This is a genomic window from Glutamicibacter ardleyensis (assembly GCF_014644555.1).
GTDB classification, from domain to species: domain Bacteria; phylum Actinomycetota; class Actinomycetes; order Actinomycetales; family Micrococcaceae; genus Glutamicibacter; species Glutamicibacter bergerei.
Genome location: NZ_BMKX01000012.1, coordinates 1 through 26320, shown reverse-complemented (window position 1 = coordinate 26320; position 26320 = coordinate 1). Strand labels below are relative to the sequence as shown.

The 26320-nt window shown below is 59.4% G+C and carries 25 protein-coding genes and 1 tRNA gene; 13 read left to right on the top strand and 13 right to left on the bottom strand.

Annotated elements, in window-relative coordinates; all coding sequences use genetic code 11:
• Window positions 1-180: 180 nt before the first annotated feature.
• Both IEX04_RS17020 and IEX04_RS17015 read left to right on the top strand, forming a co-directional pair.
• Complete coding sequence (locus IEX04_RS17020; protein ID WP_096254153.1) at window positions 181-921, top strand: response regulator transcription factor; 741 nt, start codon at window positions 181-183, stop codon at window positions 919-921.
• Window positions 918-2405 carry a sensor histidine kinase gene (locus IEX04_RS17015; protein WP_188687310.1) on the top strand — a complete coding sequence of 496 codons (1488 nt, stop codon included), beginning with the start codon at window positions 918-920 and terminating at the stop codon, window positions 2403-2405. Before IEX04_RS17020 ends, IEX04_RS17015 begins: the two co-directional genes overlap by 4 nt.
• An 11-nt stretch (window positions 2406-2416) precedes the next feature.
• Here the strand turns inward: IEX04_RS17015 and upp are convergent, their stop codons facing one another.
• The gene (gene upp / locus IEX04_RS17010; RefSeq protein WP_096254149.1) at window positions 2417-3064 is read right to left on the bottom strand and encodes a uracil phosphoribosyltransferase; all 648 of its coding nucleotides are present in this window, start codon (window positions 3062-3064) and stop codon (window positions 2417-2419) included.
• A gap of 199 nt (window positions 3065-3263) precedes the next feature.
• Here upp and IEX04_RS17005 point away from each other — a divergent pair, with 199 nt between their 5' ends.
• Window positions 3264-3740, top strand: coding sequence for a nucleoside deaminase (locus IEX04_RS17005; protein ID WP_096254147.1), 477 nt, complete (start codon window positions 3264-3266; stop codon window positions 3738-3740).
• 94 nt (window positions 3741-3834) lie between these two features.
• A tRNA-Ser gene (locus tag IEX04_RS17000) sits at window positions 3835-3925 on the top strand.
• 148 nt (window positions 3926-4073) lie between these two features.
• Here IEX04_RS17000 and IEX04_RS16995 read toward each other — a convergent pair.
• From IEX04_RS16995 to IEX04_RS16985, 3 genes are all read right to left on the bottom strand, one after another.
• Window positions 4074-4616, bottom strand: a complete 543-nt coding sequence (locus IEX04_RS16995) for a YaeQ family protein (RefSeq protein WP_188687309.1) — start codon at window positions 4614-4616, stop codon at window positions 4074-4076.
• A 41-nt stretch (window positions 4617-4657) separates the two neighbouring features.
• Window positions 4658-5089, bottom strand: coding sequence for an MFS transporter (locus IEX04_RS16990; RefSeq protein WP_188687308.1), 432 nt, complete (start codon window positions 5087-5089; stop codon window positions 4658-4660).
• 119 nt (window positions 5090-5208) lie between these two features.
• Window positions 5209-6237 (bottom strand): IS630 family transposase, encoded by a 1029-nt coding sequence (locus IEX04_RS16985; protein WP_188687307.1) that lies wholly within the window; start codon window positions 6235-6237, stop codon window positions 5209-5211.
• A gap of 205 nt (window positions 6238-6442) precedes the next feature.
• Between IEX04_RS16985 and IEX04_RS16980 the strand changes: the two genes are divergently transcribed.
• From IEX04_RS16980 to narI, 4 genes are read left to right on the top strand one after another with little or no spacing between them, the layout of a single operon-like run.
• Window positions 6443-10162, top strand: a complete 3720-nt coding sequence (locus IEX04_RS16980; protein ID WP_188687306.1) for a nitrate reductase subunit alpha — start codon at window positions 6443-6445, stop codon at window positions 10160-10162.
• Window positions 10159-11796, top strand: a complete 1638-nt coding sequence (gene narH, locus IEX04_RS16975; protein WP_188687305.1) for a nitrate reductase subunit beta — start codon at window positions 10159-10161, stop codon at window positions 11794-11796. The genes IEX04_RS16980 and narH overlap by 4 nt, the downstream gene beginning before the upstream one ends.
• Entirely contained in the window at window positions 11793-12491 is a 699-nt protein-coding gene (gene narJ / locus IEX04_RS16970) for a nitrate reductase molybdenum cofactor assembly chaperone (RefSeq protein ID WP_188687304.1), read from the top strand. Before narH ends, narJ begins: the two co-directional genes overlap by 4 nt.
• Complete coding sequence (gene narI / locus IEX04_RS16965) at window positions 12488-13258, top strand: respiratory nitrate reductase subunit gamma (protein ID WP_188687303.1); 771 nt, start codon at window positions 12488-12490, stop codon at window positions 13256-13258. Before narJ ends, narI begins: the two co-directional genes overlap by 4 nt.
• A gap of 173 nt (window positions 13259-13431) precedes the next feature.
• Here narI and IEX04_RS16960 read toward each other — a convergent pair whose 3' ends face one another.
• Complete coding sequence (locus tag IEX04_RS16960; RefSeq protein WP_188687302.1) at window positions 13432-14325, bottom strand: LysR substrate-binding domain-containing protein; 894 nt, start codon at window positions 14323-14325, stop codon at window positions 13432-13434.
• A 71-nt stretch (window positions 14326-14396) separates the two neighbouring features.
• Here IEX04_RS16960 and IEX04_RS16955 point away from each other — a divergent pair, with 71 nt between their 5' ends.
• From IEX04_RS16955 to IEX04_RS16945, 3 genes are all read left to right on the top strand, one after another.
• Window positions 14397-15503, top strand: a complete 1107-nt coding sequence (locus IEX04_RS16955; protein ID WP_188687301.1) for a TDT family transporter — start codon at window positions 14397-14399, stop codon at window positions 15501-15503.
• A gap of 328 nt (window positions 15504-15831) precedes the next feature.
• Window positions 15832-16581, top strand: coding sequence for a DsbA family protein (locus IEX04_RS16950; RefSeq protein ID WP_013347854.1), 750 nt, complete (start codon window positions 15832-15834; stop codon window positions 16579-16581).
• A complete protein-coding gene (locus tag IEX04_RS16945; RefSeq protein ID WP_013347853.1) occupies window positions 16581-17480 on the top strand; it encodes a cytochrome c biogenesis CcdA family protein in 900 nt (299 codons plus the stop codon). Before IEX04_RS16950 ends, IEX04_RS16945 begins: the two co-directional genes overlap by 1 nt.
• Before the next feature lie 88 nt (window positions 17481-17568).
• Here IEX04_RS16945 and IEX04_RS16940 read toward each other — a convergent pair whose 3' ends face one another.
• The 5 genes from IEX04_RS16940 to modA are packed head-to-tail and all read right to left on the bottom strand — an operon-like array spanning window position 17569 to window position 21997.
• Window positions 17569-18447: an NTP transferase domain-containing protein gene (locus IEX04_RS16940; RefSeq protein ID WP_188687300.1), complete on the bottom strand. Its 879-nt coding sequence runs from the start codon at window positions 18445-18447 to the stop codon at window positions 17569-17571.
• Entirely contained in the window at window positions 18444-19691 is a 1248-nt protein-coding gene (locus IEX04_RS16935; RefSeq protein ID WP_188687299.1) for a molybdopterin molybdotransferase MoeA, read from the bottom strand. The genes IEX04_RS16940 and IEX04_RS16935 overlap by 4 nt, the downstream gene beginning before the upstream one ends.
• Window positions 19688-20437, bottom strand: coding sequence for an ATP-binding cassette domain-containing protein (locus IEX04_RS16930; protein WP_188687298.1), 750 nt, complete (start codon window positions 20435-20437; stop codon window positions 19688-19690). The genes IEX04_RS16935 and IEX04_RS16930 overlap by 4 nt, the downstream gene beginning before the upstream one ends.
• Entirely contained in the window at window positions 20434-21240 is an 807-nt protein-coding gene (locus tag IEX04_RS16925) for an ABC transporter permease (RefSeq protein ID WP_105677926.1), read from the bottom strand. Before IEX04_RS16925 ends, IEX04_RS16930 begins: the two co-directional genes overlap by 4 nt.
• Window positions 21233-21997 carry a molybdate ABC transporter substrate-binding protein gene (gene modA / locus IEX04_RS16920; RefSeq protein WP_188687297.1) on the bottom strand — a complete coding sequence of 255 codons (765 nt, stop codon included), beginning with the start codon at window positions 21995-21997 and terminating at the stop codon, window positions 21233-21235. Before modA ends, IEX04_RS16925 begins: the two co-directional genes overlap by 8 nt.
• A 133-nt stretch (window positions 21998-22130) precedes the next feature.
• Between modA and moaA the strand changes: the two genes are divergently transcribed.
• A complete protein-coding gene (gene moaA / locus IEX04_RS16915; protein ID WP_188687296.1) occupies window positions 22131-23171 on the top strand; it encodes a GTP 3',8-cyclase MoaA in 1041 nt (346 codons plus the stop codon).
• On the opposite strand, the gene IEX04_RS16910 is transcribed toward moaA, so the two are convergent.
• From IEX04_RS16910 to IEX04_RS16900, 3 genes are all read right to left on the bottom strand, one after another.
• On the bottom strand, window positions 23168-23728 hold the full coding sequence (locus IEX04_RS16910) for a DUF6036 family nucleotidyltransferase (RefSeq protein ID WP_188687295.1): 561 nt from the start codon (window positions 23726-23728) through the stop codon (window positions 23168-23170). The two genes, moaA and IEX04_RS16910, sit on opposite strands and share 4 nt — an antisense overlap.
• On the bottom strand, window positions 23725-24321 hold the full coding sequence (locus IEX04_RS16905) for a helix-turn-helix domain-containing protein (RefSeq protein ID WP_188687294.1): 597 nt from the start codon (window positions 24319-24321) through the stop codon (window positions 23725-23727). The genes IEX04_RS16910 and IEX04_RS16905 overlap by 4 nt, the downstream gene beginning before the upstream one ends.
• Window positions 24322-24383: 62 nt before the next feature.
• Window positions 24384-24929, bottom strand: a complete 546-nt coding sequence (locus IEX04_RS16900; protein ID WP_188687293.1) for a DinB family protein — start codon at window positions 24927-24929, stop codon at window positions 24384-24386.
• Window positions 24930-25033: 104 nt separating this feature from the next.
• Between IEX04_RS16900 and IEX04_RS16895 the strand changes: the two genes are divergently transcribed.
• A complete protein-coding gene (locus IEX04_RS16895) occupies window positions 25034-25990 on the top strand; it encodes a helix-turn-helix transcriptional regulator (protein WP_188687292.1) in 957 nt (318 codons plus the stop codon).
• The last annotated feature ends 330 nt before the right edge of the window (window positions 25991-26320 follow it).

Sequence of the window (26320 nt, the reverse complement as noted above, 5' to 3'; positions counted from 1 at the left end):
CTGTGAATAATCATTCAGCCGGTACGGCGGTCCACGGTTCAAACATTCGCAGAAGTTGCCCCTTGACCAAATTATCCGTTTACTGAATGGGTTTTTCCTGCATAAACTCGACTTGGAAGCATAGGATTTGCACAGCTAAAACATAAAGAAGCCCTATGGCAATAGGAGAAGCTGGTTAACATGAACGATTCACGATTTTCTCCCGCCCAACTACCTCGACTCACCCACCCAGATGGCACTCCCATCAAAGTCCTCGTGGTGGACGATGAACCGTCATTGGCGGAACTAGTTGCTATGGGAACCCGCATGCTCGGCTGGGAAGCAACGATGGCGCATGATGGCCCCGAAGCTGTGGCTACCGCGCGTTCGCTATCCCCCGACGTGTTGGTCTTAGACTGGATGCTCCCGGGCTACGACGGACCGGAGGTGCTGCGTAAGGTACGCACCTATCTCCCCGAGGTTCCAGTCTTATTCCTTACCGCCAAAGATGCTGTAGAAGATCGCATTGAAGGCCTTGGCGCCGGTGCCGACGACTACGTGGCTAAACCCTTCAGCCTCGAAGAAGTTCTGATCCGTCTTCACCGTCTGGTGGAGCGCTCTGGCGCTTCGACCGCTGACTCTGCAGAACTGGTAGTAGGAGATCTGGTGCTAAACCTTGACTCACACGATGTCTCGCGCGCCGGGCGTTCCATCTCGCTCACCGCCACGGAGTTTGATCTACTGAGCTACCTCATGAATAACGCTCGCCGAGTCGTTTCCAAGTCGCAGATTTTAGATAATGTCTGGCATTACGATTTTGACGGCCAAGCAAATATCGTCGAGCTGTACATCTCCTACCTGCGCAAGAAGATCGATGTTGATGCCGAATCGATGATCCACACGGTGCGTGGCGTGGGCTACGTCCTCAAGCCTGCTGCATGAGTTCGTTTCACACCGGCCTAAGGCCCAGCTCACCCCACGCATTACAGCGAAAGCTGCTGATTATTCTGCTCGGTTCGCTGACTGCCGTCTGCGTGCTACTCGGCTTGCTCTACAACGCCGGCATGCGCCAAACGCTCATGGACCAGCTGCATGAACAACTCAACGCCTCCGTCGAACGCGCCAGCAGCTACTCGGTCGGCCTAGCTCGGCCCGATCAACGCCTGTATGCCCCCGGCCAAGCCGCGGGTACGCTCACCGCCCGATTTGTGGACCGCTATGTTTTCTCCGGCGATGTGCTCGATCAACACGGCGAACGAGTGATGCTCACCCAGGATGATGCGATCCATCTCGTGACCATCGACGTGAACTCTGAGCCCGTGCGACGTTCCTTGTCCGTGGGAGACTATCTACTCTCGGCTGTTCCCGATCCTGGTTCCGGCGGCGTGCTCATCGTTGGCCTACCACTGGACTCCACCGATCGCACTCTGCTTGAAATGGCCTGGCTGACGTTGTTCATCGCGATTAGCTTAGTGCTTGGTACAGGCTTGGTAGGAACCTGGCTAATTAGCCGCTCCTTGGCACCATTAAAACGTGTAGCCGCGGTAGCGTCCTCCGTGGCCGCCGAAGAACTTGATTCAGGCAAAGTGGAGCTGACTCAGCGTGTGGCCATAGCCGATGCGGTGCCAGGCACCGAGGTCGGGAATGTGGGACGTGCGCTCAATGCCATGCTCGACAACGTGTCGACCGCACTGACCGCACGCGAAAAATCCCAAGATCAAATGCGCCAATTTGTGGCCGATGCATCCCACGAGCTGCGTACCCCCCTGTCAGCAATTCGTGGATACACCGAGTTGCTCTCCGCCACCGAACATTTCTCGCCGGACGGTCGTCGCTCCGTGGACCGGGTACTGCAACAAAGCCACCGCATGGGTTCCTTAGTGGAAAACCTATTGCTGTTGGCCCGTTTAGATGAAGAAAACTCGTTCACTATGAAACGTTTAGATCTCTGCGTACTGACTGCGGACATCACCGAGGACTTTAAAGCCACCTCGGATGATCATCAATGGGAATTTGAGTGCCAGGCGCCGGGAACGTTTGTTGACGCCGACTCGTCGTCGCTACGTAGGGTGATTACAAACCTGCTGGCCAACGCCCGCAAACACACTTCGGCGGGTAACAGTGTGACCGTTAGTGTGGGTCAAGACCCGGAAAATAACGAAGCTGTCTTGCAAGTACATGACACCGGTGAGGGGATCTCTGAAGACTTCTTACCCAAGGTGTTTGAACGGTTTACCCGCGCAGATAAGGCGCGTTCGGGCTCCGACGGCACCACCGGTCTGGGTTTGCCGATTGCTAAAAGTATTGTCGAAGCGCACCACGGCACCATTACGGTGACTTCTCAGCCCGGTAATACGCTCTTCGAGGTGCGGTTGCCGCTGGCCGACGAAATGCCAGCCAGCGACAAACCAGAAACCCTCGGATAAGTGGATTTAGCTTAGGCGATGGGTGCGGTGACACCGTAGAGGCGGTCACCAGCATCTCCCAGACCCGGGATGATGTAAGACTTCTCGTCGAGCTTCTCGTCCATGGCTGCCAGCACGATGTGAACGCGATCGTCGCCGCCGTGGATTTCCTTCAGACGTTCAACGCCTTCCGGAGCTGCGATCAGGCAGATGCAGGTCACCGATTCGGCGCCTCGGGCGAAGATGAACTTAATTGCCTCGGCCAGGGTGCCGCCGGTGGCCAGCATCGGATCCAGCACAAAGACCTGACGACCGGTCAGGTCATTCGGGACGCGGTCTGCGTAGGTGATGATATCCAGGGTTTCTTCGTTACGGGCCATGCCCAAGAAACCAACCTCGGCGGTAGGTACCAAACGGGTCATGCCTTCGAGCATGCCCAAACCCGCACGCAGGATTGGAACCACCAATGGGGTGGGCTTAGCAAAAGTAATACCCGTAGTGGTGGCTACCGGGGTGACGACCTGAACTTCCTCGGTCTTCACCTCACGGGTTGCTTCATAGGCCAGCAGGGTGACCAGTTCGTCGGTCAGCTGACGAAAAATCGGGGACGGAGTGTTTTTGTCTCGAAGAACTGAAACCTTGTGTGCCACCAATGGGTGGTCGACTACCTGTACGCGCATAGGTAGAAATCTATCAGCCCACCGGGCCCGCAAACGAGAGAAAAGCCCGAAATTCCGGCGGAAAAACTCGTTGATGTGCCCAAGTAAACAGGAATCAGCGAATATTTGCTTGCTGGAACTACTCTGCCGGCACATTTTCTTCGTCGCGATCTAGCGAAGTGGTTCCTGCTCCGGCCAGATCACGTAAAGTAAAAGCACTATGGAGCACGTACATAACAGTTGGATGGATCTGGCCTTGGCGGAGGCACGAGCCGCATTAAAGACCGACGATGTCCCTATCGGCGCGATCATCATCTCCCCCGAAGGCAAGCTGCTCTCCACCGGCCGCAACGAACGCGAAGCCGGCTCAGATCCCACGGCGCATGCCGAGGTCCTGGCCATCCGAAATGCGGTAAAGGCGCTACAGGCAGAAGGCAACGCTGACGGGTGGCGACTGGAAGACTGCACCCTCGTAGTCACTTTAGAACCCTGTGCCATGTGTGCCGGGGCAATTGTGCTCGCACGCATCCCGCGTTTGGTCTTCGGAGCCTGGGATGCGAAAGCCGGGGCATGCGGTTCCGTCTTTGACATCGTGAGAGAACCACGACTGAACCACTGGGTTGAGGTCTATCCCCAGGTGAAAGAAGAAGAATGCGCACAACTATTGCGCGATTTTTTCCTTTCCAAACGCACCTAATCCCAACCTACAATGTGTTTCGAACCACTAACTGCGCATTGGACCCCTTTCGTTTTGGTGTTCTCTAAAGGTTCGTTATAGAGTTATCAGGTCTGGTGACGTGTCCGAGCGGCCGAAGGTGCAACACTCGAAATGTTGTGTACGGTAACCCCGTACCGTGGGTTCAAATCCCACCGTCACCGCCACTAAGAAATACCCCGGTTCCCCTTAGAAATAAAAGGAACCGGGGTTTTTTCGTTCAAAACCACTCAGTGAATTCGCCGGAGGACTTAGAGGCTGGAGGCGCGTTTCGCTGCCCGGAGCAGGCACCGAAACGGAACGCTCCACCGGTACTTAGCCGATCTGGTGCTGGTGAATCTCAGTCTCAAGATTCGTGTCGTTGATTTCAAGATAGATCTGCCCTTCGGTGACCGAGACTGACATGGTATTGCGCCGAGTCAGCTCCTTGGCAGCAGAGTCAATGAAGCGCGGGTCAAAGGAGCGAACCACAATGTCCTGCGCTTGGTAGATCGTCTTTCCTTTCCACGAGGCCAACAACTTTGCTGGTTCGCGGTGGGTATATACGGCGGTCCGGTCGGCTTTTTTACTTCCTAAATGCAGACGAGCGGCATCCGGTGCACCGACCTCAATCCAGGCCAAAATGTCTCCGGTTAGATCCTTAATCATCACCGCTGGTTCTTCGCCGGTAGAGACTCCACCTGCGGAGAAGATGATGCCCTCTTCAAACTCCAGCGCGTAGGCCAGAACACGGGTGATCAGATAGGCGTCGGTTTCCGAGGGGTGCTGTGCCACCCGCAATGAAAGATCCTCGTAAACACCGCGATCCACATCAGCCAGTTGGACTTCAAAAGTTTGTATTGTCGCGCCGATAGCCATAGTTCACGAGTTTACCGTGAACGGGTTGGGCCTCCTGACCCCTAGTTGCTCGCACAAGCCTTGGCTGCGCGGCGGATACCAACAGCGAAAATCAACCCGCCGATGCCCAAGTAGATGCCGGCGACGATCAGCAGCGCGAAACTTCCAAGGCTTCCGGCGAGCGCCACCAGCAATACCGCCGGCACCGTAGCCAGGAGCATTACGGTGAACATCCTCCGAGCACCGAACCTGTCGGTCAGTGCACCGGTGAAGATACGCCCGATGGCGCCCACCAGCACCGCAGTGGCCAGCATCAAGGAGACTTGCCCCTCGCTGAGGTCCATTCCTTCGGCGTGAAAACGCTGAATTGGGGAAATAAGCATCCATGCCCAGAAACCCACGGCGCTGGCAAGGGTGGGCCCCACTAATTGGAACAATCCCCCGCGAAGGTCAAATGCCTGCATGTCAGTCGCTGCTGTGGTTCTTGTACTCATTGAAACCCTCCATGGCCAATCGACCTTTCAAATCGCAGTCCATTCCTCTCCCCGGTAGAAATGGAAGTGACTTGGCAGTAGGTTATGGCTCTGATTTTTCAAAAACGGTCACCAGCCAGTCAGATCTTGTAATCAAACACCCGTGAACCGATATGCGCTTCAAACGCCGCAACCGTAGAATCAAAAACATCACGCTGCACATTACTGATCGCGTTCTTCGCATCATTCCACACATGCTCAATCGGGTTATGATCCGGAGCATAGGGCGGGAAATTGATCAAATGAACATCCTGCAAACTCTGCCCCGAGGCCAGTTCTGCCTGGATCAACTTGTTCTTATGCCACGAAGCGTTATCCCACACAATGACGATTTTCTTCCCCGGATTCAGGCCCACCAGCATTTGCACCGCTTCTAGGATGGTGGTGCTGTTCTGCCAATCTAAACGCAGGGTGGTGCAGTCACCGGTGTTCTGATTCAGGAACCCGATAAACGACTGGGAAGCCGTCTTCCGGTCCACTTTAAACACAGTTTTAGTGTTCTTCTTGTACCAGGCCTTGCGCACCACTGCTTCCTGATCGATACGCACCTCATCCGCCGCGAACACCAGCGTGTTCTCTTCAGCCAACGGACCAGTGAGTTCTTCGCGGATTTCTTTCACCCGAAGGTCAATAGCTTTTTCGTCGGCACGCCGCCGGTCAAACTTCTCCGGCTTGTGAAACGAGAGTCCAGCCATGCGCAGCAGGAAATGGTACGAGGAATTGGAGGCGTACTCGATGTTGAACGTGGTCGATAACCAGTGATCCAGTTTCGGAACATCCCAGAACTGCGCCGGAAGATACTCGTCTCCTGGCGGTTGGGAGAGGACCACTGTGACAGCTTCTCGTTGGCCTTCGGTGAGGAAGCTGCGGTTCAGGTTTCCGGCGTGTCCTGTATAGAGGGAAGCCATGCGTTGCTGGTGCCAATCTATCACCCAGTCATGCAAAGTTGAGGGTTCTCGGTCCACGAATTCAGCAACGATTTCTGGGGCAACGTCCCGAGAAAGCAAGAGTAACGCTTCGGCCTTTTTCACTACGAGTTTGTGCGGTGCATTGGCTTTGTAGTCTTTGAGTAGCCGGCGTTCTTCGTCTGTGAGTTGTGGGGTGCGCATGCTTCCAAAATTAACATTCTGGCAGTGCTGGCACGGGTTTAACGCGCCGGGGTCAATGCTTTTTCAGAACCGTTTTTGAACTGTGACCGCCATATCTACGTTGTGACTGGGAAAGATATTAAGAATAATTTTGAGAAACAGTCTTGAAACCTGCGACCCAAAGGACGAAGCTTGGAAGACTAACCACTGTTAGAAAGAGCCAGCAATGAGCGATCGGCCCAACCACACACAACCGGCAACCGACGGACCGCTAGCTGATTCACTGCTCGCGATGGGAAAGTTCCTTCGCCGCGGTGAAACCAGTGAAGATTTGCGAGCAATGTTTCTCTCCGGCGGACGCACGGGCGATGTCTTCTATCGCGACCGGTGGTCGCACGACAAGGTGGTGCGTTCAACTCACGGGGTGAACTGCACCGGCTCTTGCTCGTGGAAGGTCTACGTCAAAGACGGCATCATCACCTGGGAAACCCAGCAGACCGATTATCCTTCCGTGGGACCTGACTCTCCGGAATACGAACCGCGCGGCTGCCCGCGCGGAGCGGCGTTCAGCTGGTACACCTACTCCCCAACGCGCGTGCGTTTCCCCTACATCCGCGACGTGCTGGCTGACCTGTACCGCACAGCCAAGAAAGAGCATCCGGATCCCGTAGATGCCTGGGCATCGATCGTCGAGGATCCATCCAAGGCCAAGCGCTACAAGAAAGCCCGCGGCAAGGGTGGGCTGATCCGCACCACCTGGGACGAAGCACTGGAAATATCCACGGCAGCCCAGGTCTACTCGGTGAAGAAGTACGGTCCGGACCGCATTGCCGGGTTCTCCCCGATCCCTGCCATGTCTATGGTTTCGCACGGCGCGGGTTCGCGATACATGAATCTCATCGGTGGCACCATGCTCTCCTTCTACGACTGGTATGCCGACCTGCCGGTGGCCAGCCCGCAGGTCTTCGGCGACCAGACCGACGTGCCCGAATCCGCTGACTGGTGGAACTCGCAGTACCTGATCATGTGGGGCTCCAACGTCCCGGTCACACGCACCCCTGACACGCACTTCATGGCCGAGGCGCGCTACAAGGGCACCAAGGTCGTCACGGTCTCCCCCGATTACACCGATAACACCAAATTCGCCGACGAGTGGGTGGCTTTGCAGCCAGGCACCGATGCGGCCCTGGGCCTGTCCATGGGGCATGTGATCCTCAAGGAACACTACGTCGACAAGCGCACCAAGCCTTTCGAGGACTACATGCGCAGCTATACCGACTCCCCCTTCCTGGTGGAGATCGATACGGCTACCGGCACCCTGGTGCCCGGCAAGTTCCTCACCGCGGAAGATCTGGGGCTGTCGGCCGAAGACAATGCCGATTTCAAGCCCGCCTTACTGGACATCAGTGGCACCGCCCGCGTCCCCCGCGGCACCCTGGGACACCGTTACTCTGAGAAGGACAAGGGCCAATGGAACCTTGATCTGGGAGACATCACCCCTGCCTTATCTGTCATGGATCTGGAAAACTGGGACGGCGCAGCAGCCGAAATCAGCCTTCCACGCTTCGATTTAACTCCCGAGCCGGGCCAGGAGCACGCCGGCGGCTCGGGCGTGGTGCAGCGCGGAGTGCCGGTAGTGCAGCTCGCCGGCAAGACGCTGACCACGGTCTTCGACCTGATGCTCGCCCAATACGGCGTGGGCCGCGAGCCTCTGCCCGGCCAGTGGCCGGCGGACTTCATGGATGCCAGCACCCCGGGCACCCCGGGCTGGCAGGAAGAGCACACCGGTGTCCCTCCGGAGCAGGCCATCCGTATTGCCCGCGAATTCGCCGACACAGCGGAGAAATCCGGCGGCCGCTCGATGATCCTGATGGGGGCCGGCACCAACCACTGGTTCCACTCCGACACCATCTACCGCACCTTTCTGGCGCTGACCATGATGACCGGTTGCCAAGGCGTGAATGGCGGGGGCTGGGCCCACTATGTGGGTCAGGAAAAGGTCCGTCCGCTCACCGGCTACCAGCAATATGCCTCGGCCGGTGACTGGAACCGTCCGCCACGCCACACCATCGGCACCGCCTTCTGGTACCTGTCCACCGATCAGTGGCGCTACGACGGGCTGCCGGCCAACCAGCTGGCATCCCCGCTGGCCAAGGGTCAATTCGACGGGCGTACCACCGCGGACTGCCTGGTTGATTCGATCAAGCGCGGATGGATGCCGGACTACCCGACATTCAACCGTAACCCGCTGGATCTGGTGGACGAGGCCGAGGCGACCGGCAAGGACCCGGTGCAGCATGTGGTGGATTCGCTGAAAGACAAGACGCTGGCCTACGCCTGCGAGGACCCGGATTCACCGGAGAACTTCCCACGCGTGGCGCTGATCTGGCGCGCGAACATCCTCGGTTCCTCCGGCAAGGGCAATGAGTACTTCCTCAAGCACCTTTTGGGCACCGACGCGTCGGTGCGCGCCCCGGAAGCCGCCGAAGGCCACCGCCCGGTGGACATGGTCTGGCATGATGAAGCCCCGGAAGGAAAGCTGGACTTGCTGGCCACCGCGGATTTCCGCATGACCAGCACCACCTTGTTCTCCGACCTGGTCTTCCCGGCCGCCACCTGGTATGAGAAGTACGATTTATCCTCCACGGACATGCACCCGTTCATCAACTCTTTCAACCCTGCCATCGCCCCGCCGTGGCAGACCAAGACCGACTTCGAGCTGTTCGGGCAGATGGCCAAGCGCTTCGGGCAGTACGCCGCCAAGCATTTGGGCAAGCGCAAGGACATGGTCGCTACCCCGCTTCAGCATGACACCCCCGATGCCATGGCCACCGTCAAGGGCCAGGTTGCCAGCGGCGCACCATTGGTGCCGGGGCTGACCATGGCCAAGCTGAAGGTCGTGGAGCGCGACTATCCGAACCTCTATGCGCAGTGGAGCACTCTGGGTCCCTTGACCGAAAAGCTGGGCATGGTCACCAAGGGCATCAACTACCAGGTGGCCCCGGAGATCGAAACGCTCAAGCATGTCAACGGCGTCTCTTCCACCGGCGCGGTGCTGCTGGATACCGACAAGAAGGCCTGCGAGATGATCCTTGCCTTCTCGGGCACCTCCAATGGGCGTTTGGCGACCGCTGGCTTCCGCCAGCTCGAAGAGCACACCGGGCAGAAGATGGCTTTCCTCTCCGAGGAGCATGAGGGTTCGCGGATCTCCTTCCATGATGTGCAGGTTCAGCCGCGCAGCGTAATCACCTCCCCGGAGTGGTCCGGCTCCGAGCACGGCGGGCGGCGCTATACCGCGTTCGCCATCAACGTGGAGCATCTGAAGCCATTCCACACGCTGACCGGGCGCATGCACTTCTACCTGGATCATGACTGGATGTTGGAGCTGGGTGAGAACCTGCCGATCTACCGTCCGCCGCTGGATATGCACCGGTTGTTCAACGACGCGAAGCTGGGCACCACCAGCATGCACGAGTCTGGCAATGCCGAAGTGGCGGTGCGCTATCTGACCCCGCACTCCAAGTGGTCCATCCACTCCGAGTACCAGGACAACCTGTTCATGCTCTCGCTTTCCCGTGGCGGCCCCACCATCTGGATGTCGCCGCAGGACGCGGAGAAGATTGGGGTGCGCGATAACGAGTGGATCGAGTCCTACAACCGCAACGGCGTAGTGGTAGCCCGCGCCATCGTCTCGCACCGCATGCCCGAGGGCACGGTGTACATGTACCACGCCAAGGACCGTACCGTGGACGTGCCGCTGGCCGAAACCAGCGGCAAGCGCGGCGGCATCCACAACTCGCTCACGCGCATCCTGATGAAACCAAGCCATCTGATCGGAGGCTACGGCCAGCTGGCCTGGGCCTTCAATTACCTCGGCCCCACCGGAAACCAGCGCGATGAGGTCACCACGATCCGCCGCCGCAACCAGGAGGTACAGTACCGATGAAGGTCATGGCCCAGATGTCCATGGTGATGAACCTGGACAAGTGCATCGGCTGCCACACCTGCTCGGTGACGTGCAAGCAGGCGTGGACCAACCGCACCGGCGTGGAATACGTGTGGTTCAACAATGTCGAAACCCGTCCCGGGGTCGGCTACCCGCGCACCTACGAAGACCAGGAGAAGTGGCGCGGCGGCTGGACGCTGAACAAGCGCGGGCGGCTGAAGCTGCGCGATGGCGGCCGCTTCAAGAAGCTCAGCCGCATCTTCTCCAACCCGAAGCTGCCCGAGATCCACGACTACTACGAGCCGTGGACCTACGACTACGACATGCTGCTGAACTCGCCCTCTGGCGAGCACACCCCGGTGGCAACCCCGAAGTCGCTGCTCACCGGCAAGGACATGAAGATCGGCTGGTCCGCCAACTGGGATGACAACCTGGGCGGTTCGCTGGAGACCATGGACCAGGATCCGTTGCTGGCCAAGATGAGCGAAGAGGTGAAGGCCGAGTACGAGAAAGCCTTCATGTTCTACCTGCCGCGCATCTGCGAGCACTGCCTGAACCCTTCCTGCGTGGCTTCCTGCCCTTCGGGTGCAATGTACAAGCGCGCCGAGGACGGTATCGTGCTGGTGGACCAGGATGCCTGCCGCGGCTGGCGCATGTGCGTTTCGGGCTGCCCCTACAAGAAGGTGTACTTCAACCACCGCACGGGCAAGGCCGAGAAGTGTACGTTCTGCTACCCGCGCATCGAGGTGGGGCTGCCCACGGTCTGCGCCGAAACCTGCGTGGGACGCCTGCGCTACCTCGGCCTGGTGCTCTACGATGCCGACGCGGTGGCCGCGGCTGCCAGCGTCGAAGACGAGCACGATCTGCTCGACGCCCAGCGCGGCGTGCTGCTTGACCCGCACGACCCTGCGGTGATTGAGGCTGCACGGGCCGGCGGCATTCCCGAGGACTGGATCGAGTCGGCCCAGGCCAGCCCCATCTGGAAGCTGATCCGCGACTACGAGATCGCATTGCCGCTGCACCCCGAGTACCGCACCATGCCGATGGTCTGGTACATCCCGCCGCTATCCCCTGTGGTGGACGTGGTCACCAATACCGGAAATGACGGCGAAGATGCGGATAACCTCTTTGCCGCCATCGACAAGCTACGCATCCCGATTGGTTACTTAGCCGAGCTGTTCTCCGCAGGAGACCCCGCCCCGGTGGATCTTTCGCTGCGCAAGCTGGCCGCCATGCGCTCCTACATGCGCGGGGTGTCCATGTCCGATCACCGCGACGAGTCGATCACCGAAGCGGTGGGCATGAGCGGGCCGCAGATGGAAGAGATGTACCGGTTGCTGGCCATCGCCAAGTACGAGGAACGCTATGTTATTCCGCCGGCCCACGCCGAGCAGGCACACGACCTTGAGGAAATGGGCTGCTCACTGGACTTCGAGGGCGGTCCTGGCATGGGCGGGGCCGGTCCGTTCGGCTCCTCCTCGGGCGAGTCGGTTCCGGTGGCGGTGGAGAACTTCCATTCGCTGAAGAACCGCCAGACCTCGGACCGTCCGTCCAGCCCGGGCCGGGTCAACCTGCTGAACTGGGATGGCAATGGCACCCCTGAAGGCCTGTTCCCACCAGAGGATGGCAAATGATCCCGCGATTGTTCAACCGTGCCACCCCGCGCCGCAGGCTTGCCGGCACCCTGGAGCCGGTGGCCATGAAGCGCGCCGAGCGTGCCCGGGTGCACATGCTCGTCTCGCTGCTGCTCGATTATCCCGACCAGCAGTGGTTCGCGCGGCTCGATGAACTCGAAACCCACCTGGGCAGTGTTCCGGCGCCTATTGCGCAGCTGCTGGGCGACTTCATCGAAGCAGCCCGGTCGCTGGGATCCACCGAGGTGCAGCGCCTGTACGTGCAGACCTTCGACTTGAAGCGCAAGTGCAGCCTGTACCTGAGCTACTTCGCCACCGGTGACACTCGAAAGCGCGGCACGGCCTTGGTCACCTTCTTGGAGGCCTACCGGGCCACCGGTTGGGAATTCAATGCCGATGAATTGCCGGACTACTTGCCGGCGGTGCTGGAGTTCTCGGCGCGCTGCGATGACCCGATTGCCGAGGCTCTGCTGTCTTCTCATATCGAGGGCATCGAGGTGCTGCGCACGGCCCTTGAATCCATGGGCAGCCACTGGGCTGGATTGATCCGCAGCATCACGCTGTCGCTGCCGCAAGTGGACCTGGAAACCCAGGAGCGGGTACTGGCCTTGGTCAGCGAGGGGCCGCCCACTGAAACGGTCGGTTTGTCATTCCTGGGAAATCTTCCGCCATTCAGCCCGAGGGGGAACGGATGAGTACTTCAGCGATTCTGCTGTGGGTGGTGCTTCCATATGCGGCGGCGGCGGTGTTCATTGTCGGACATATCTTGCGCTACCGCTACGACAAGTTCGGCTGGACCACCCGGTCGAGCCAGACCTATGAGAACCGCCTGCTGCGCTGGGGGTCGCCGATGTTCCACTTCGGCATCCTGATGGTGATTGCCGGACATGTGGTGGGCCTGCTGATTCCCCGCCAATGGTTGTATGCCATTGGCATCAATGAGCACATCTACCACCTCGGGGCTACGTGGATGGGCACGGCAGCGGCGATTCTGACCGTAGCGGGCTTGATCATCCTGATCTACCGCCGCCGTACCGTCGGCCCCGTCTTCTTGGCCACGACGGCCATGGACAAGGTCATGTACGTCTTCCTCGGAGCCACCTTGGGCTTCGGCACGCTGGCCACGCTGGTCTACCAGGTCTTCGGGCCGGGCTATTCCTACCGCGAATCCATTTCGCCGTGGATCCGCCAGATGATCATCTTCCAGCCCCATCCGGAAATGATGGTGGAGGTCCCGCTGTTCTTCCAGCTGCATGTGGCTACCGCGTGTGCGCTGTTTGCCTTGTGGCCCTTCACCCGCCTGGTCCACGTGTTCTCCGCGCCGATCCCGTACTTCTTCCGCCCGTATATCGTCTACCGCTCGCGTGATGAATCGCGCGGCGCCGGCTCGCGTCCGGTGCGCCGCGGCTGGGATCCGGTTGCCGCTCCGCAGCCGCGAGGCAAGCGCGGCTCCAACCGCTAATGCGCCTGAAGAAAGCGGCACTGCGGTGCACAAGGGCCTCGGCTCATATCCGTGGTTTTGGAATAGGCCTTGCCTGGTTGCCTGCAGCGGCAATGCTGGCGCCGGGGCTATAGGCCTATTCCAGGTTTGCCGGGAAACAGGCCCATGGCGAAAGCTTGGCGTTGCGGCACCAATTAGATGGTGCGCGAACTGGCTATGGCGATGCCAACTAGTTTTTCAGCGGCCCCGGTCAGCTGCCGAGGTCCGGTCCATACCGCTCTGAGCCGGCGTTGGAGCTGAACCCCGTCAATGGGCAGCTCGACAAGCGTGCCTGCTGCCACCGCATCGCTTACCGCAAAGCGGCTTAGCACAGCCGGACCGGCTCCCGAAAGCACGGCAACTCGCACCGCGGCATTGCTTTCCAACACAATGCGCGGGACAACCGGTGCCTTCAGCGCCTCGTCCAGGACTTTCCGGGTCCCCGAGCCTGATTCCCTGGCAATGAGGCAGGAATCCATGATTTCTTTAGGCTGGACCGAGTCCCTGTCCGCCCACGGATGCGAGGAAGCCACCACGAGCACCAGCCGGTCTTCTCCCACAAATGCCGAATGCGTTGATTCTTTGGCAACCGGGCCTTCGACAAATCCGAGACCGCATACGCCTGTGTGCAATTCGTTCAGGACATCGGTTGTGTTGCTTATCCGCAAACTGATCTGAGTATTCGGCAGGGCAACACGCAATGATGAAAGCCACCGTGGCAGCAAATGCTCGGCAATGGTCTGGCTGGCAGAAATTTTCAACTCGCCAAAGTTGTCATTGCCCAAAGCCCGCGCGTTGCGCATCAGCGAGTCCGCAGAGCTAAGCAATTCACGCGCCCACTCGACAAATTGCAAACCCTCAGGCGTCAAGCGCGAGCCCGTAGTCGAGCGACGCAGCAATGCCAGGTTCAGCCGCCGTTCAAGACGTGAGATGGAACGGCTGACATTGGGTTGCTCCATGTGCAGCTCGCGCGCAGCAGCGGACAAGCTTCCATGCTCAGCAACTGCCACTAGCACTTCAAGGGAACTGAGCTCAGGCCAATCCGACATATCCACAGCATATGCCATCCTGCAAGATTGGCGTCTACCGGGATGTTATTGGCCGGAGAATACTGGGAAACATGAACCCCACGATAGAAGAAACAAAGCTCATTGTTCCCACAACCAACCCTTCGCCACGCTTCCCTTTGGGACCTGCCTGGTGGGGAGCGGTCATGGGCACGGGAATTGCCAGCACGCTAACCCAGCTGCATGCCGGCCAAACAACTCTCGGCGCCGATCTGGCCCGTTTTTTTCTCGTGGCAGGCTGGGCGTTTGCGGTAATTTTCACGATCGGCTTCGCCATCCGCTGCTTGCGCACCACCGGCGCATGGGCAGCTTCGATGCATGGTGTGGGAGCTTCCGCGTGGGGCATGGTTTCGATGGGCATCCTCTCCATTGGATCCGCCACCGCCACGGTGCTTGCTGACTGGGCACCACAGTTCACCACCGTCTCATGGGGAGTCGACGGCGCGCTTTGGGTTATCGGTACGGCCCTTGGCCTAATCACCACCTTCGGTTTCAGCTTGGCGCTGATACGGCGCCGGAATGCTGAGCCGCGCCCGGCGTGGGGCCTGGCAGTTGTTCCGCTCATGGTCTCGGCTACCTGTGGCGCACCGTTTATTGCAAAGCTCGACTCGCCGGTTCTCGCAGCAACTCTGCTGGCCGTCCTGATCTTCTGCTTCGTAACTTCCCTGATGCTCGGGATCATCATTTTCGCCGCGGCCTACTGCCACCATGCACGCGTGGATCGCATTCCCGCCGCGTTGTCAGCGTCTTCTTGGATTCCGCTGGGAGTAGTCGGCCAGTCCACCGCAGCAGCGCAAGCAATTAGCTCGCAGATGCACCGATTCATCCTGCCAGAAGCAATGCCTGGCATCCAGGCAGTCGCCAACGTCTACGGCATCGTGATGCTCTGCGCAGCGATCCCAGTAGTAATCTTCGCCGTCTCCACAACAACTTTCGGGATAGCCAACAAGATGTCGTTCTCCCCTGGATGGTGGGCTCTTACCTTCCCAGTGGGAACCTTGTCCCTTGGCGCGCTGAACCTCGGACACAGCCTGCAGAGCAACGGATACTCGGCAGTAGGAATTGGAGCCTGGATTCTGCTGCTCTCAACTTGGACCGTCTGCGCCATCGCCTCGTTGCGCCACCCATTCCTTGCGAAATCACCAGCACCGGCTAACTGAATCCCCTGCTGGCACTAGCGCTGATCCGGAGCCAAGGCTCCGGATGCGTGGTCCCGGCAAAGACCGGGTTCCTGGCAGGGCCATTTCATATGAAAATCCTGTACGGGAAAAGCCCGTTCCGCCGCGATCCACCGCCGAGGCCAGTTCCACTGAGACCTCATGTAAAACACATAGAACCAACATATACAATGATCGTCAACTGGGCATTAAGTTCTATGAAAACGCCCATCACCAATAGCTATTAAATGTGCAATCAAGACCAATTGCCGGTTCAAAGAAGATTGCGGCAGGCGCAGGCTCCGCAGAGTCTGGACACCAGGGAGAACACATGGAGAACAGCAGCACAGCGAAGCCGAAACGGCGTTGGATCGGCTTGGCCATGGCCTTGGCGGCCATCGCCGCACTGGTATTTGTTGCCTTGAACCTGGGCGATATCAACTCCGATGGGCCGGCCACGCCGAAGGACCAGCCAATCAGCCAGCAGACTGAAACCCCGGCGGACGCTACGGAGCAAGCCCCTGATCTTTCTCAGTTCGAGCTGCGCTCACCCGATGATTTGCTGGCCGCCGGTCCGGTTGATGCACCAGTGGGAGTCGTGGTCTTCTCTGACTACCAGTGCAAGTTCTGCGCAAAGTGGTCTAGCGAAACCCTGCCACTGATTCTTGACTACGCCAAAGAAGGCAAGGTCCGAGTAGAATGGCGCGATGTGAACATCTTCGGCGATGATTCGGAGCGGGCCGCGCTGGCTTCCTACGCGGCGGCAAAGCAAGGCAAGTTCTGGGAATACCATGACGAGCTCTTTGCCGACGGCAAAAGCCGCAAGGGTTCGGGCTTGAGCGAAAAATCGCTGGCCAAGCTCGCTGCCGATCTCGGTTTGGATACCAAGCAGTTCACCACCGACGTGAAGTCCGAGGAAGCCGCAAAGATGATCGATTCCAATGCGCAGCTCGGCCTGCAGCTGGGAGTCTATTCGACCCCGGCATTCCTGGTTGATGGCGAACCTGTGATGGGCGCCCAGCCCAAGAGCGTATTCATCGACAAGATCGAGGCCGCCTTGGCTGCCAAGGACGCAAGCTAATGGATATCGGCCTGCTCTCAGCGTTCCTCGGAGGCATGCTGGCGCTGCTCAGCCCGTGCAGTGCGCTGCTGCTGCCGGCATTCTTCGCCTCCACTGTGGGAAGTGGGCCCCGCCTGTATCTCCACGGGCTGGTTTTCTACCTCGGCCTCGCCCTGGTCCTGGTGCCGGCAGGCTTGGGCGTGGGAGCAGTGGGGCTGTTCCTTGCTACCGAGCGGGAGCTGATCGTCTTGATCGCTTCGCTGATGCTCATTGCCATGGGCATCATATACTTCGCTGGATTCGGATTCGACCTTTCGCGTTGGATTCCCGGATTCTCCAAGCTGCAACATCGCGCCAGCGGAGGCAAGGGCCTGCTCAAGACCTTGGCTTTGGGTGCTGTCGGCGGCGTCTCGGGCTTCTGTGCTGGACCGATCCTCGGCGCAATGCTCACCTTGGCCGCTGTCCAGGGCGACGCGGTGTCCGGGGGCGTGCTGCTGGCTGTATACGGCGCTGGCATGGTGGTGCCGATGTTCGTCCTGGCGCGCATCTGGAATCGACTCGGCGCGAACGGCCGCAGCAACCTGCGCGGCCGCACCACGAAGGTTTTCGGCCGCGAGCTGCACGTCGTTTCAATACTCACCGGCAGCTTGCTCATCGTGGTTGGCGTGATCTTCTGGCTGACCAACGGCCTGATTTCAGCACCGCAGCTGGTGCCAATTGGAGTGCAGGATTGGCTGCAGCGAAACAGCGCTGCGCTATCGAGCCCCATGGTTGATGTTGCAGCGCTTGTAGTTCTCGCCGTGATCGTGTTCTGGGGCTGGATGCGGCGCGGCAGAAAATCCGCGCAAAAGCCAACCATGCCCGAAGAATTGGCCCCTGGCCAGGCTCAGTCCAAGGACGAAGACCGCCAGGAATCCTAGCCGGGAATGCGGCCGCTATCGCGCCGGCATCGTTGCAACCAGTTGCAGACAGCTTTCAAAGCTGCACTTGGATAACCTGGAGCGTGACTTAGGCAATGCCTTCAGGATGCTCGTCCGCCCAGCGGTGGGCTCGCGAGACCAGCTGCTGCGAGAGCCCGTCCAGGTCGCCCTTGCCGTTGCCCATGGCCAGCCCAAGCAGGAAGGTGCTTAACGGCGCAGCAGGGCGGGCAACCTCATGGGCTACATGTTTAGCAACATCCAGCACGGTGGCGATATCTACGCCACCGGCATCTAGGCCCAGTTCTTTGGCTGCGGCTTCCAGCCATTCGTTCAATGCTTCGGGTGGCAGGTGCTGTGCCATGCGCGTCCTTTCGTTGCGGCGGGCACTTTCCAGCGCCTGCGGGGTATCAATATCACTGCTGGTTTCATCATCCACCGGAACTTGTGCCAGGTGAAGCTGGTTCAATGCGCGCCGTACCGGCGCGTCGACGAGGTTCTCGCCGAGTGCTTCGCATGCCAAAGCCAAAGCCGCGGTTCGGTAGATGCCAGCCAACCATTGGGTATGGCCTTGGGCGTCAACCAGTAGCAGGCCGTCAGTGTCCCGCTGCTCGAAGTTCTTCGTCAATGCGGTGGCGACCGCGACCGGGCGTTGCAAATCGCAGGCCAGGACCATGGTCCATTCGCTCGCGGTTTCACCGCTTAGTTCCTTCAACCCCGCGGCAATGCCTGCCAAGGGGCCGGCAAACGGCGGGTCTTCACGCACCACCGCATCGGCCTTGGTCCCGGCAGTGTCTGGACCAACAACGACTACTCGGGCGACTCCGGCCTTGCGGGTCGCTGCCACCACACGGTCAACCAGACGCTGGCCATGCAATGGCAGTTCTGCCTTGCCCGCACCGCCCAACCGGGAGCCTCGGCCCCCGGCAAGAATCAGGGCGTTGAAGCCGATCACTTTCGAAGTACTCATGGAACCATCCTCAGGACTTCAACCTCATCGCCGGGATTGACCTGGGTAATTCCAGCCGGAACCAGGGCGTAGCCCTGGGCCGCGCCGAAACCGCCTACCGAGTGGGAAATACTCTGCGCTTGGACCGCGGGGGCACACCGCAACTGCGCACCATGCTCGAAAACGACCGGGATGACCTGAACGCGTCCTGCGGCGGCGCGCCAACCTACCGCGGCAACCGCACGCAGGGTGGGTCGCAGCACTTCGCGGTGGCCCTGCATGGAACGCAGGCACGGACGGACGAACAGTTCGAAACTCACCGCGGCGCTGACCGGGTTGCCCGGCAGGGCGAAGACCATTGCCCCGGCTGCCAGCCGTCCGGCGCACTGCGGCTGGCCCGGACGGATCTTCACCCGCACCGCCTGCACTTCGGGTTCTGATTCCAGCGCTTGACGCATCACGTCGTAAGCTCCCGGCCCCACGCCCCCGGTACTCAGCACGGCATCGTGGGTCGCGCCAAGGATCGCCAGCTGCTCGCGCACAGCTTCAATATCATCGACACAGTGCACCACGGTAGCTGCCTGGATTCCTGACTCTGCCAGCAGCCCCGCCATCAGTAAGGAGTTGGTTTCCGGGACCTGCCCGCGGGACAGCGGTAGCCCGGGGGTACGCAATTCCGCTCCCGTGATCAGCACCGCCACCTTGGGCATAGCGCGCACCTCCAGCGTGCTGGATCCGGCTGCTGCCAACGCTGAAAGCCGGGCCGCGGTCAGTTCCTCGCCGGCATAGGCCATCGGTTCCCCAGCTTTCTTGTCTTCCCCGCTGCGGCGGATATTCCTGCCGGCAGACACCTGCACATTGACCTGCACGGTCTTCACATCCCAGCCTTCAACCGCGGCCGAGGTATCTTCGATGCGCACCACGGCATCAGCATCCGATGGGATCGGGGCGCCGGTCATGATCTTCACGCACTGGCCTGGACCCAGTACCGGGTCCCATCCGCTTCCGGCCGGCACCTCACCGATAACGTCCAGCGTTACCGGCGCAGCGGCGACATCTGCCGAACGCACCGCATAGCCATCCATGGCCGAGTTATCCCACAACGGCAGCGGGTGCGCGGAAGCAACATCCCGGGCCAGCACCGCCCCATGCAATGCGGTGAAACCGCCAGCCACCGCAATACGCTGCGGGGTCACCGGCACCACCTGCGAGAGTAGCCGCGTACGGTGTACTTCGAGTTCTAAGGGTTCATTGGCGGTGCTCATGGTTGCTCTTCCTGAATGCTTATCGGGTGCGCGGGCAGCGTAGCCACCACAGCGCGTACAAAGCGGTTGGCCGGGTCGGCAAAGACCTCGGCCACGGTGCCCCGCTGGATGATCTTGCCTCGTTCAAGCACCAGCAGATCATCGGCGAGCGCCAAGGTGTCGGCAGCCGAATGCGAGACCACGATGGCGCTGGTGGCGGTCCGAGCCAGCTCTTCGCGCACCAAAGAGCGCATGTCCATAGCCGCCTCAACATCTAGTGAAGCGAAGGGCTCGTCGATGAGCAGGATCTTCGGTCTGGCGGCCAGTGCGCGGGCCAGTGCGATGCGTTGGCGTTGACCGCCGGAAAGAGCTTCGGGGCGGTGTGTGGCAATTTCTTGAAGTCCCAGCCGTTCAATCCACTCGCTGGCGGCGACCTTGGCCACGGACTTATCCATTCCCCCGGCCCAGGCACCAAAAGCAATGTTCTTCAAGGCGTCCAAGTGCGGGAACAGGTGTGGGTCCTGTCCCAGCAGGCCAACTTCGCGCAGGTGCGGTGGACGGTGCGCCACGGCATCGGCTAGGACATTTCCGGAGAGTTCAATTCTCCCGGCGGTAATTTCCTGGATCCCTGCAATGGCATGGACAATCGTAGATTTACCTGATCCGCTCGGGCCAATAATCGCCAGCGTGCGGCCGGCGGGAACCTCGAATTTAACGTCCACGTCGAATCCGGTGCGCGGCACGCGCAGCTGGACCTTGAGCGTCATTTCAGCGCCCCCGGACGCCAAGCACGCACCAGCAGCAGTACCACCACTGCGGTAGCCAGCAAGAGCAGAGACAGTGCGACAGCCGAGTCGCGCCCGGTGCCGGCACCATTAAACGCGGTGTAGATGGCCAGCGGCATCGTTTGGGTGACACCGGGCGCATTGCCGGCAAACAGTGCGGTCGCACCGAACTCGCCAATGGCCCGGGCGAAGCACAAGATGATACCGGCGACCAAGCCCGGTGCGGCCAGCGGCAAGGTGATCTTGGTGAGCACCATCCAGCGTCCGGCGCCCAGGGTGGCGGCGGCCTGCTCATAGCCGTTGCCAGCTGCGCGTAGCGAGCCTTCCACGGAGAGCACGAGAAATGGCAGTGCAACAAAGCTTTGGGCAATGACCACCGCGGCGGTAGAGAAGGGCAGGGTGATTCCCCACAGCGAATCGATCACTTGGCCGATAGGGCTGGTGCGCCCAAATAAGAAGAGCAGCGCAACACCGCCAACCATCGGCGGAAGCACCAACGGCACTGCAATCAGCGCGCGGAGCAGCTGAGCCACCCGGGCTGAACTGCGGGCCATTAGCACCGCCAGCGGCACACCGAGCAATACGCACAGCGCGGTAGCAGCCACCCCGGTGCGCAAGCTCAGCCAGAGTGCGGAAAGCGCTACCTCGCTGGTGGCATCGGCGATGAGTGTGGACCAGCTGGCGCGTCCCACCAAAGCCAGCAGCGGCAGTACCAAGAGAGCCACACCTAACAGTGCCGGGGCGATAGCAAACCCGGGAACTCGCACGCCGGTATCGCTAGCCATGTGCCTGACCGGTGCCGAAGCCGTGTTCGGCCATAATCGCTTGGCCGCGCTCGCCGACCACGAAGTCGACGAATGTCTGCGCCTCGGGGTTGTCCCCCAGCGTAGTAATTGGGTAGCTATTGACGATGTCCTCTGCCCCCTGCGGCACTATCGCTGCGACTCTTTGATCTTGCCCCACGTCGGTGGCGTAGACCAGTCCGGCATCTGCCTCACCCGCTGCTACCTTCTGCAGCACCGCAGTGACATTCTGTTCTTGGCTGGCCGGGGTGAGATCCACGCCGCTGGCCTTGAGCAATCGTTGCGAAGCCGCTCCGCATGGTACCTGTGGTGCGCAAAGCACGGTGGTGGCGTTGGCAAGGTCAGCGAGGGATTCAATGTTCCCCGGATTCTCTTGTGGCACCGCGATTACCAGGGTGTTGCTGGCGAAGATGACCGGATCTTTGCCGAGGCCGGCCTTCGTCACCTCGGACATATTTCGTTCGTCAGCCGAGGCAAAGACATCCACATTGGCGCCTTCAAGAATTTGTGTGGCCAGCGTCGAGGAACCGTCGTAGTTGATGCTGGTGATCTGCACTTCCGGGTGTACTGCAGCGAATTCTTCGGAGATCTGCTCGAAGGCACCCTGCAGAGAGGCCGCTGCGGCAATGGTGATGGAATCTCCGGCTGCCTTATTGCTCGCCGAACAGCCGGTCAGGGCCAGCGAGGTCGCGGTGACGAGCACCGTGCATCGGAGGGCCAACGGCCAACGTACGCGCATGAATTCTCCAGAAATTGTGCTTTGAGCCCATGCTACAACCGTCCACCGTGCTCCCGGCTAATTTTACTTGCTGATTTGCACTTTCAGACGACTGCCTATCGTTTAAGACCCTAACCGGGTTAAGCTGTGAAGTATGAAATCTCTATTAGCAGGGGACATCCTCGATGCCCGTTCACGCCCCCTGCATGACTTGCGGATTTCGGTTACGGATCGTTGCAATTTCCGGTGCGTGTACTGCATGCCCAAGGAAATTTTCGGCCGTGACTTCCAATTCCGTGAGCGCTCGGAGCTGCTGAGCTTCGAAGAGATTGAACGTCTGGCTCGCATTTCGGTTTCCCTTGGCGTGACCAAGCTGCGCCTGACCGGTGGAGAGCCATTGCTGCGCCGTGGCATCGTGGATCTGGTGGCAATGCTCTCCAAGCTGCGCACCCCGGAGGGTCAGAGCGTTGATCTAGCGATGACTACCAATGGCTCAGCTTTGCCGGTGCTCGCACCTGCTCTGAAAGAGGCCGGGCTCGACCGTGTCACCATCTCCTTGGACTCGCTGGATGATGAAAAGTTCAAGGCCATTAATGATGTGAACTTCCCCGTCTCCAAGGTGCTGGAAGCTATCGAGGTGGCTCGCGATGTCGGTCTGGGACCGGTAAAGATCAACACCGTCATCAAGCGCGGCGTCAATGATAGCGAGATCCTTTCCCTCGCCGAGCATTTCCGTGGCACCGGGAACATCCTGCGCTTCATTGAATTCATGGATGTGGGCACCACCAATGGCTGGAAGCTTGACGAGGTGCTCCCCTCTGCTGAAGTGGTCTCCATGATCAACAAGCGGTGGGCGTTGGAACCAGTCACCAAAACCGAACCGGGCGAGACAGCCAACCGTTGGCGCTATGCCGACGGAGCCGGTGAAATCGGGGTAATTTCCAGTGTCACCAATGCCTTCTGCGGCAATTGCTCGCGGGCCCGAGTCTCGGCCGAAGGTCAGCTGTACACCTGCCTGTTCGCCGGCTCAGGCTATGATTTGCGCCAGCTGATGCGTGACGGGATCAGCGATGAGGACTTGGCCAAGGCGTTGACCGGCCACTGGCGCAAACGCGATGACAATTACTCGGAGCTGCGCGCGGCGCTGACCCCGGGCAATCGCAAGCGTATCGAAATGTCCTACATCGGCGGTTAGAAGTTTTTGCTGGCCTTGAAACGTCGCGCTGCACTTAGGGCTTCTGCTGCGACGATCTCGTAATTGGCCCGTCCCTGGGATAGAGGGATCGAATCTTCTCCGTACTTTTCGTAGGCGAGGTCGAGTATTTCGCTTGGGTCGTTGAGTCCCAAAGCGTTGACTAAATGTCCTAAGTCAAGAATGTCTTTGTCACGTTCAGCTGCCAGCTTCATGGCGGTCAATGTTGGTAAATCTGCCAACTTGACGTGGGCAAGAACCGAATCTGGAGCAGCTGTCCAGCCGGCATTGTCGGGGATAAACGCAGCTGCACTCGAGTTCAGCCATTTCTTAGGCAGCCCGAACTCCTTAGCCATTGCTCCGATGATTTCTTCCACTTCGGCTTGGTGCGAATAGTAGGCGTCGATATCTTCCGTAGCACGATCAATTAGACCGTGAAGAAGCAGTGCTGAGCCCCCGACGACTCTAATACTCAAAGTGAGTTCACGTTCATTCATGCGCTTGTCGAGTTCTACAAGCAACTCAACGACTTGGAATCTTCTTATCCCTGCTCCACTCATGTTGTTCCTAAGCTTCGTTCGCGTATCCAAACGTTCAGCTCTTGAAGTTCTCTAGGAGTTTCAGCGCGGATAACCTCCTTCATCTTTTCCCCTACTGGATACAACTTTTCCAATAGGAAAACAGGCTCCGCTGGACGCGTGATGTCTGCGGCCCACTGCGGGATTGGAGTCCGAGTTTTATTCGCAATCCACTGAGTTAGTGCTGCCAGCGTCACCTGGTACTGAGCGTCTTCCAAGGCCGGCGACTTGTCCAAAAGTGGATGGCCTTGTTCTATGGACTCCGCGCAATACTCACTCACAAGACGTAGCGCATATTCGTAGTCCTGTGCATGGAGAGTCTGCTGGAAGTCGCGCGCTATTTCAGCACCCCGGTCGCGTATCAAGCGCAGTCCGGGCTCCTCGAAACCAAGCGTCTCCAGGACTTTGAGAACCAGCCCCAGAGCCACCGTCTCTTTTCCAGATTCCAGGTCAACGATGAACTTGCGCGAAACACCCACCGAACTGGCCAATGCAGCTTGAGTCAGGCCGAGAGCACCGCGCTGGGTGCGGATCTTGTCTGCCAAGCTGGCGGCTGTGAACGATGGGCTTTTCATATTCAAATCATGTCACCGTACGGTGACATTGTCGATAGGTCGAGGTGAGGTGGTATCCCGTGCTAGCCCATCGTTTTCTGCCCGTCCAATGATTCGCGGATGATGTCCGCATGCCCACAATGCTGGGTGGTTTCGGAGATGATGTGCAGCAAGGTGCGGCGTACCGACCAGTGGGTGTCGACGAACCACGGAGCCGACGGAAGCTCATGCACGGTGTCCAGGTCTACCTGAGCAAGCAGTGCATCGGTGCGGTCGGCAATCTGCGCATAGTTTTCCAGCAGCGCATCCAAGGTTTCACCGGACTGCATGTGGAATTCGTTGTGGAAGGCTTCGAATGCTTCTGGTGGCATCTGGCTGAAATCCGCTCCGTCCCAGGCCATGGCGGCTCGGCCCTTGACGATGAATTTCTGCCACTGCTCTTCCACGGCATTCACATGCTTGATCAATCCGCCAAGGGTCAGCTCGCTGGCCGTAGTGCGCTGCACAGCTTGCTCGTCGGTCAAACCTTGGACAGTGAACCGCAGGAAATGCCGGGCATTGGCCAGGGCCTGGAACAGGTCGGCGCGCTCGCCGCTCAGGGTGGTGCTGGTGATGGCCATGGTGCTCATAATTGCCTCCTGGCATAAGCTGCAGCCGGTATTTCCAGCTGGTAATACCCAGAATATGAGTGATAAGTGCCAGTTTTTGTCCTAAATCAAGGCAGACTTACTGCATGAGTACCAGCACCAGATTTTTGCGTTTGCTCTCCTTGCTGCAGACCCATCGTTATTGGTCCGGAGACGAGCTCGCCGAACGCCTGGGTGTCAGTTTGCGCACCGTTCGCCGGGACATTGGCCGGCTGCGCGAACTGGGATATCCGGTGCAGGCTGATCGTGGCGTCGGCGGTGGCTACCAGTTGGTTTCCGGCACCGCGCTTCCACCGTTGGTGCTTGACGACGAGGAAGCCGTGGCACTGGTAGTCGCGCTGCAGTCCACCGTTCATGCAGGATCTTCCACGCTAGCCGAGGCCGCGTTGCGGGCAATGGGAAAAATCGTGCCGGTACTTCCAGCCAGGTTGCGGCAGCGGGCGCAGGCACTGACCACGAGCACCGTCCCGCTCAATTCCCAATCCTCCGCACCGGATCCGGTGGATCCGGCGGTACTGGTGGCTTTGGCCCAGGCCTGCCGCGATCATGAGCGAATCGCATTCGACTACAAGGATGCCAAGGGAGCAGCAAGTTCACGCCGAGTAGAACCGGCCCAGCTGGTGAACGTGGGCAACCGCTACTACCTGGTGGCCTTTGATCTGGATCGCGATGATTGGCGCAGCTTTCGAGTGGACCGTGCGCAGAACCCCTCACCAAGGGCGTTGCGGTTTACGCCCAAACAAGTGCCCGGTGGTGATGCGGCTGGTTTTGTACGAGCTGGACTGCGCCGGAGCGGCCATCCCGGGGTTAGCGCTCGGATTCACGCCAGCGTCGAAAAACTGGAGCCATTGATCGGCCGCTGGTTTCAGATCCAGCAGACCGACGCGGACAGTTGCCTCGTGAGCACCGAGAATATGGATCTGCGCTGGGCTGCGTTCGGACTGGCGATGAGTGAGTCGAGGGTCAGCGAGGTTCAGCCAAAGGAACTCCGAAAACTGCTCGATTCGTGGTCAAAGAATTTGGTACAGGGCTCCGAAGAGTAACGGTGGATTGCAATGCTCAAAGTTGTTGAAGATGAGCAAATCCGCCATTCGCGGATCAACAAGCCCTCGCCCTGTTGCGTCTAGCGATTTCGGTGCGCAACTACGTTCACCCCTCGTAGATTGAGAGCCGATATTTTTGATTATGTCAAGTAGAAAAGGCCTTATTTGCTTCCACCGCACATAACGAACTTTCGGGTAATGCCCCGCTTTGATCCTCCGACTCCCTGTCAGTCAGGCTGGCACCTAGTTAAACGAGAGGAACCCCTAGCGTTTGAACTGCTCCCCAAATGTTGGACTGAGAAATCAGTAACCACATCTGGGGAGCTTTTC

Bases quoted from the DNA above. Each gene is read 5' to 3' on its own strand.
- IEX04_RS17020 (WP_096254153.1), top strand. From the start codon at position 181: ATGAACGATTCACGATTTTCTCCCGCCCAACTACCTCGACTCACCCAC.
- IEX04_RS17015 (WP_188687310.1), top strand. From the start codon at position 918: ATGAGTTCGTTTCACACCGGCCTAAGGCCCAGCTCACCCCACGCATTA.
- upp (WP_096254149.1), bottom strand. From the start codon at position 3,064: ATGCGCGTACAGGTAGTCGACCACCCATTGGTGGCACACAAGGTTTCA.
- IEX04_RS17005 (WP_096254147.1), top strand. From the start codon at position 3,264: ATGGAGCACGTACATAACAGTTGGATGGATCTGGCCTTGGCGGAGGCA.
- IEX04_RS16995 (WP_188687309.1), bottom strand. From the start codon at position 4,616: ATGGCTATCGGCGCGACAATACAAACTTTTGAAGTCCAACTGGCTGAT.
- IEX04_RS16990 (WP_188687308.1), bottom strand. From the start codon at position 5,089: ATGAGTACAAGAACCACAGCAGCGACTGACATGCAGGCATTTGACCTT.
- IEX04_RS16985 (WP_188687307.1), bottom strand. From the start codon at position 6,237: ATGCGCACCCCACAACTCACAGACGAAGAACGCCGGCTACTCAAAGAC.
- IEX04_RS16980 (WP_188687306.1), top strand. From the start codon at position 6,443: ATGAGCGATCGGCCCAACCACACACAACCGGCAACCGACGGACCGCTA.
- narH (WP_188687305.1), top strand. From the start codon at position 10,159: ATGAAGGTCATGGCCCAGATGTCCATGGTGATGAACCTGGACAAGTGC.
- narJ (WP_188687304.1), top strand. From the start codon at position 11,793: ATGATCCCGCGATTGTTCAACCGTGCCACCCCGCGCCGCAGGCTTGCC.
- narI (WP_188687303.1), top strand. From the start codon at position 12,488: ATGAGTACTTCAGCGATTCTGCTGTGGGTGGTGCTTCCATATGCGGCG.
- IEX04_RS16960 (WP_188687302.1), bottom strand. From the start codon at position 14,325: ATGTCGGATTGGCCTGAGCTCAGTTCCCTTGAAGTGCTAGTGGCAGTT.
- IEX04_RS16955 (WP_188687301.1), top strand. From the start codon at position 14,397: ATGAACCCCACGATAGAAGAAACAAAGCTCATTGTTCCCACAACCAAC.
- IEX04_RS16950 (WP_013347854.1), top strand. From the start codon at position 15,832: ATGGAGAACAGCAGCACAGCGAAGCCGAAACGGCGTTGGATCGGCTTG.
- IEX04_RS16945 (WP_013347853.1), top strand. From the start codon at position 16,581: ATGGATATCGGCCTGCTCTCAGCGTTCCTCGGAGGCATGCTGGCGCTG.
- IEX04_RS16940 (WP_188687300.1), bottom strand. From the start codon at position 18,447: ATGAGTACTTCGAAAGTGATCGGCTTCAACGCCCTGATTCTTGCCGGG.
- IEX04_RS16935 (WP_188687299.1), bottom strand. From the start codon at position 19,691: ATGAGCACCGCCAATGAACCCTTAGAACTCGAAGTACACCGTACGCGG.
- IEX04_RS16930 (WP_188687298.1), bottom strand. From the start codon at position 20,437: ATGACGCTCAAGGTCCAGCTGCGCGTGCCGCGCACCGGATTCGACGTG.
- IEX04_RS16925 (WP_105677926.1), bottom strand. From the start codon at position 21,240: ATGGCTAGCGATACCGGCGTGCGAGTTCCCGGGTTTGCTATCGCCCCG.
- modA (WP_188687297.1), bottom strand. From the start codon at position 21,997: ATGCGCGTACGTTGGCCGTTGGCCCTCCGATGCACGGTGCTCGTCACC.
- moaA (WP_188687296.1), top strand. From the start codon at position 22,131: ATGAAATCTCTATTAGCAGGGGACATCCTCGATGCCCGTTCACGCCCC.
- IEX04_RS16910 (WP_188687295.1), bottom strand. From the start codon at position 23,728: ATGAGTGGAGCAGGGATAAGAAGATTCCAAGTCGTTGAGTTGCTTGTA.
- IEX04_RS16905 (WP_188687294.1), bottom strand. From the start codon at position 24,321: ATGAAAAGCCCATCGTTCACAGCCGCCAGCTTGGCAGACAAGATCCGC.
- IEX04_RS16900 (WP_188687293.1), bottom strand. From the start codon at position 24,929: ATGAGCACCATGGCCATCACCAGCACCACCCTGAGCGGCGAGCGCGCC.
- IEX04_RS16895 (WP_188687292.1), top strand. From the start codon at position 25,034: ATGAGTACCAGCACCAGATTTTTGCGTTTGCTCTCCTTGCTGCAGACC.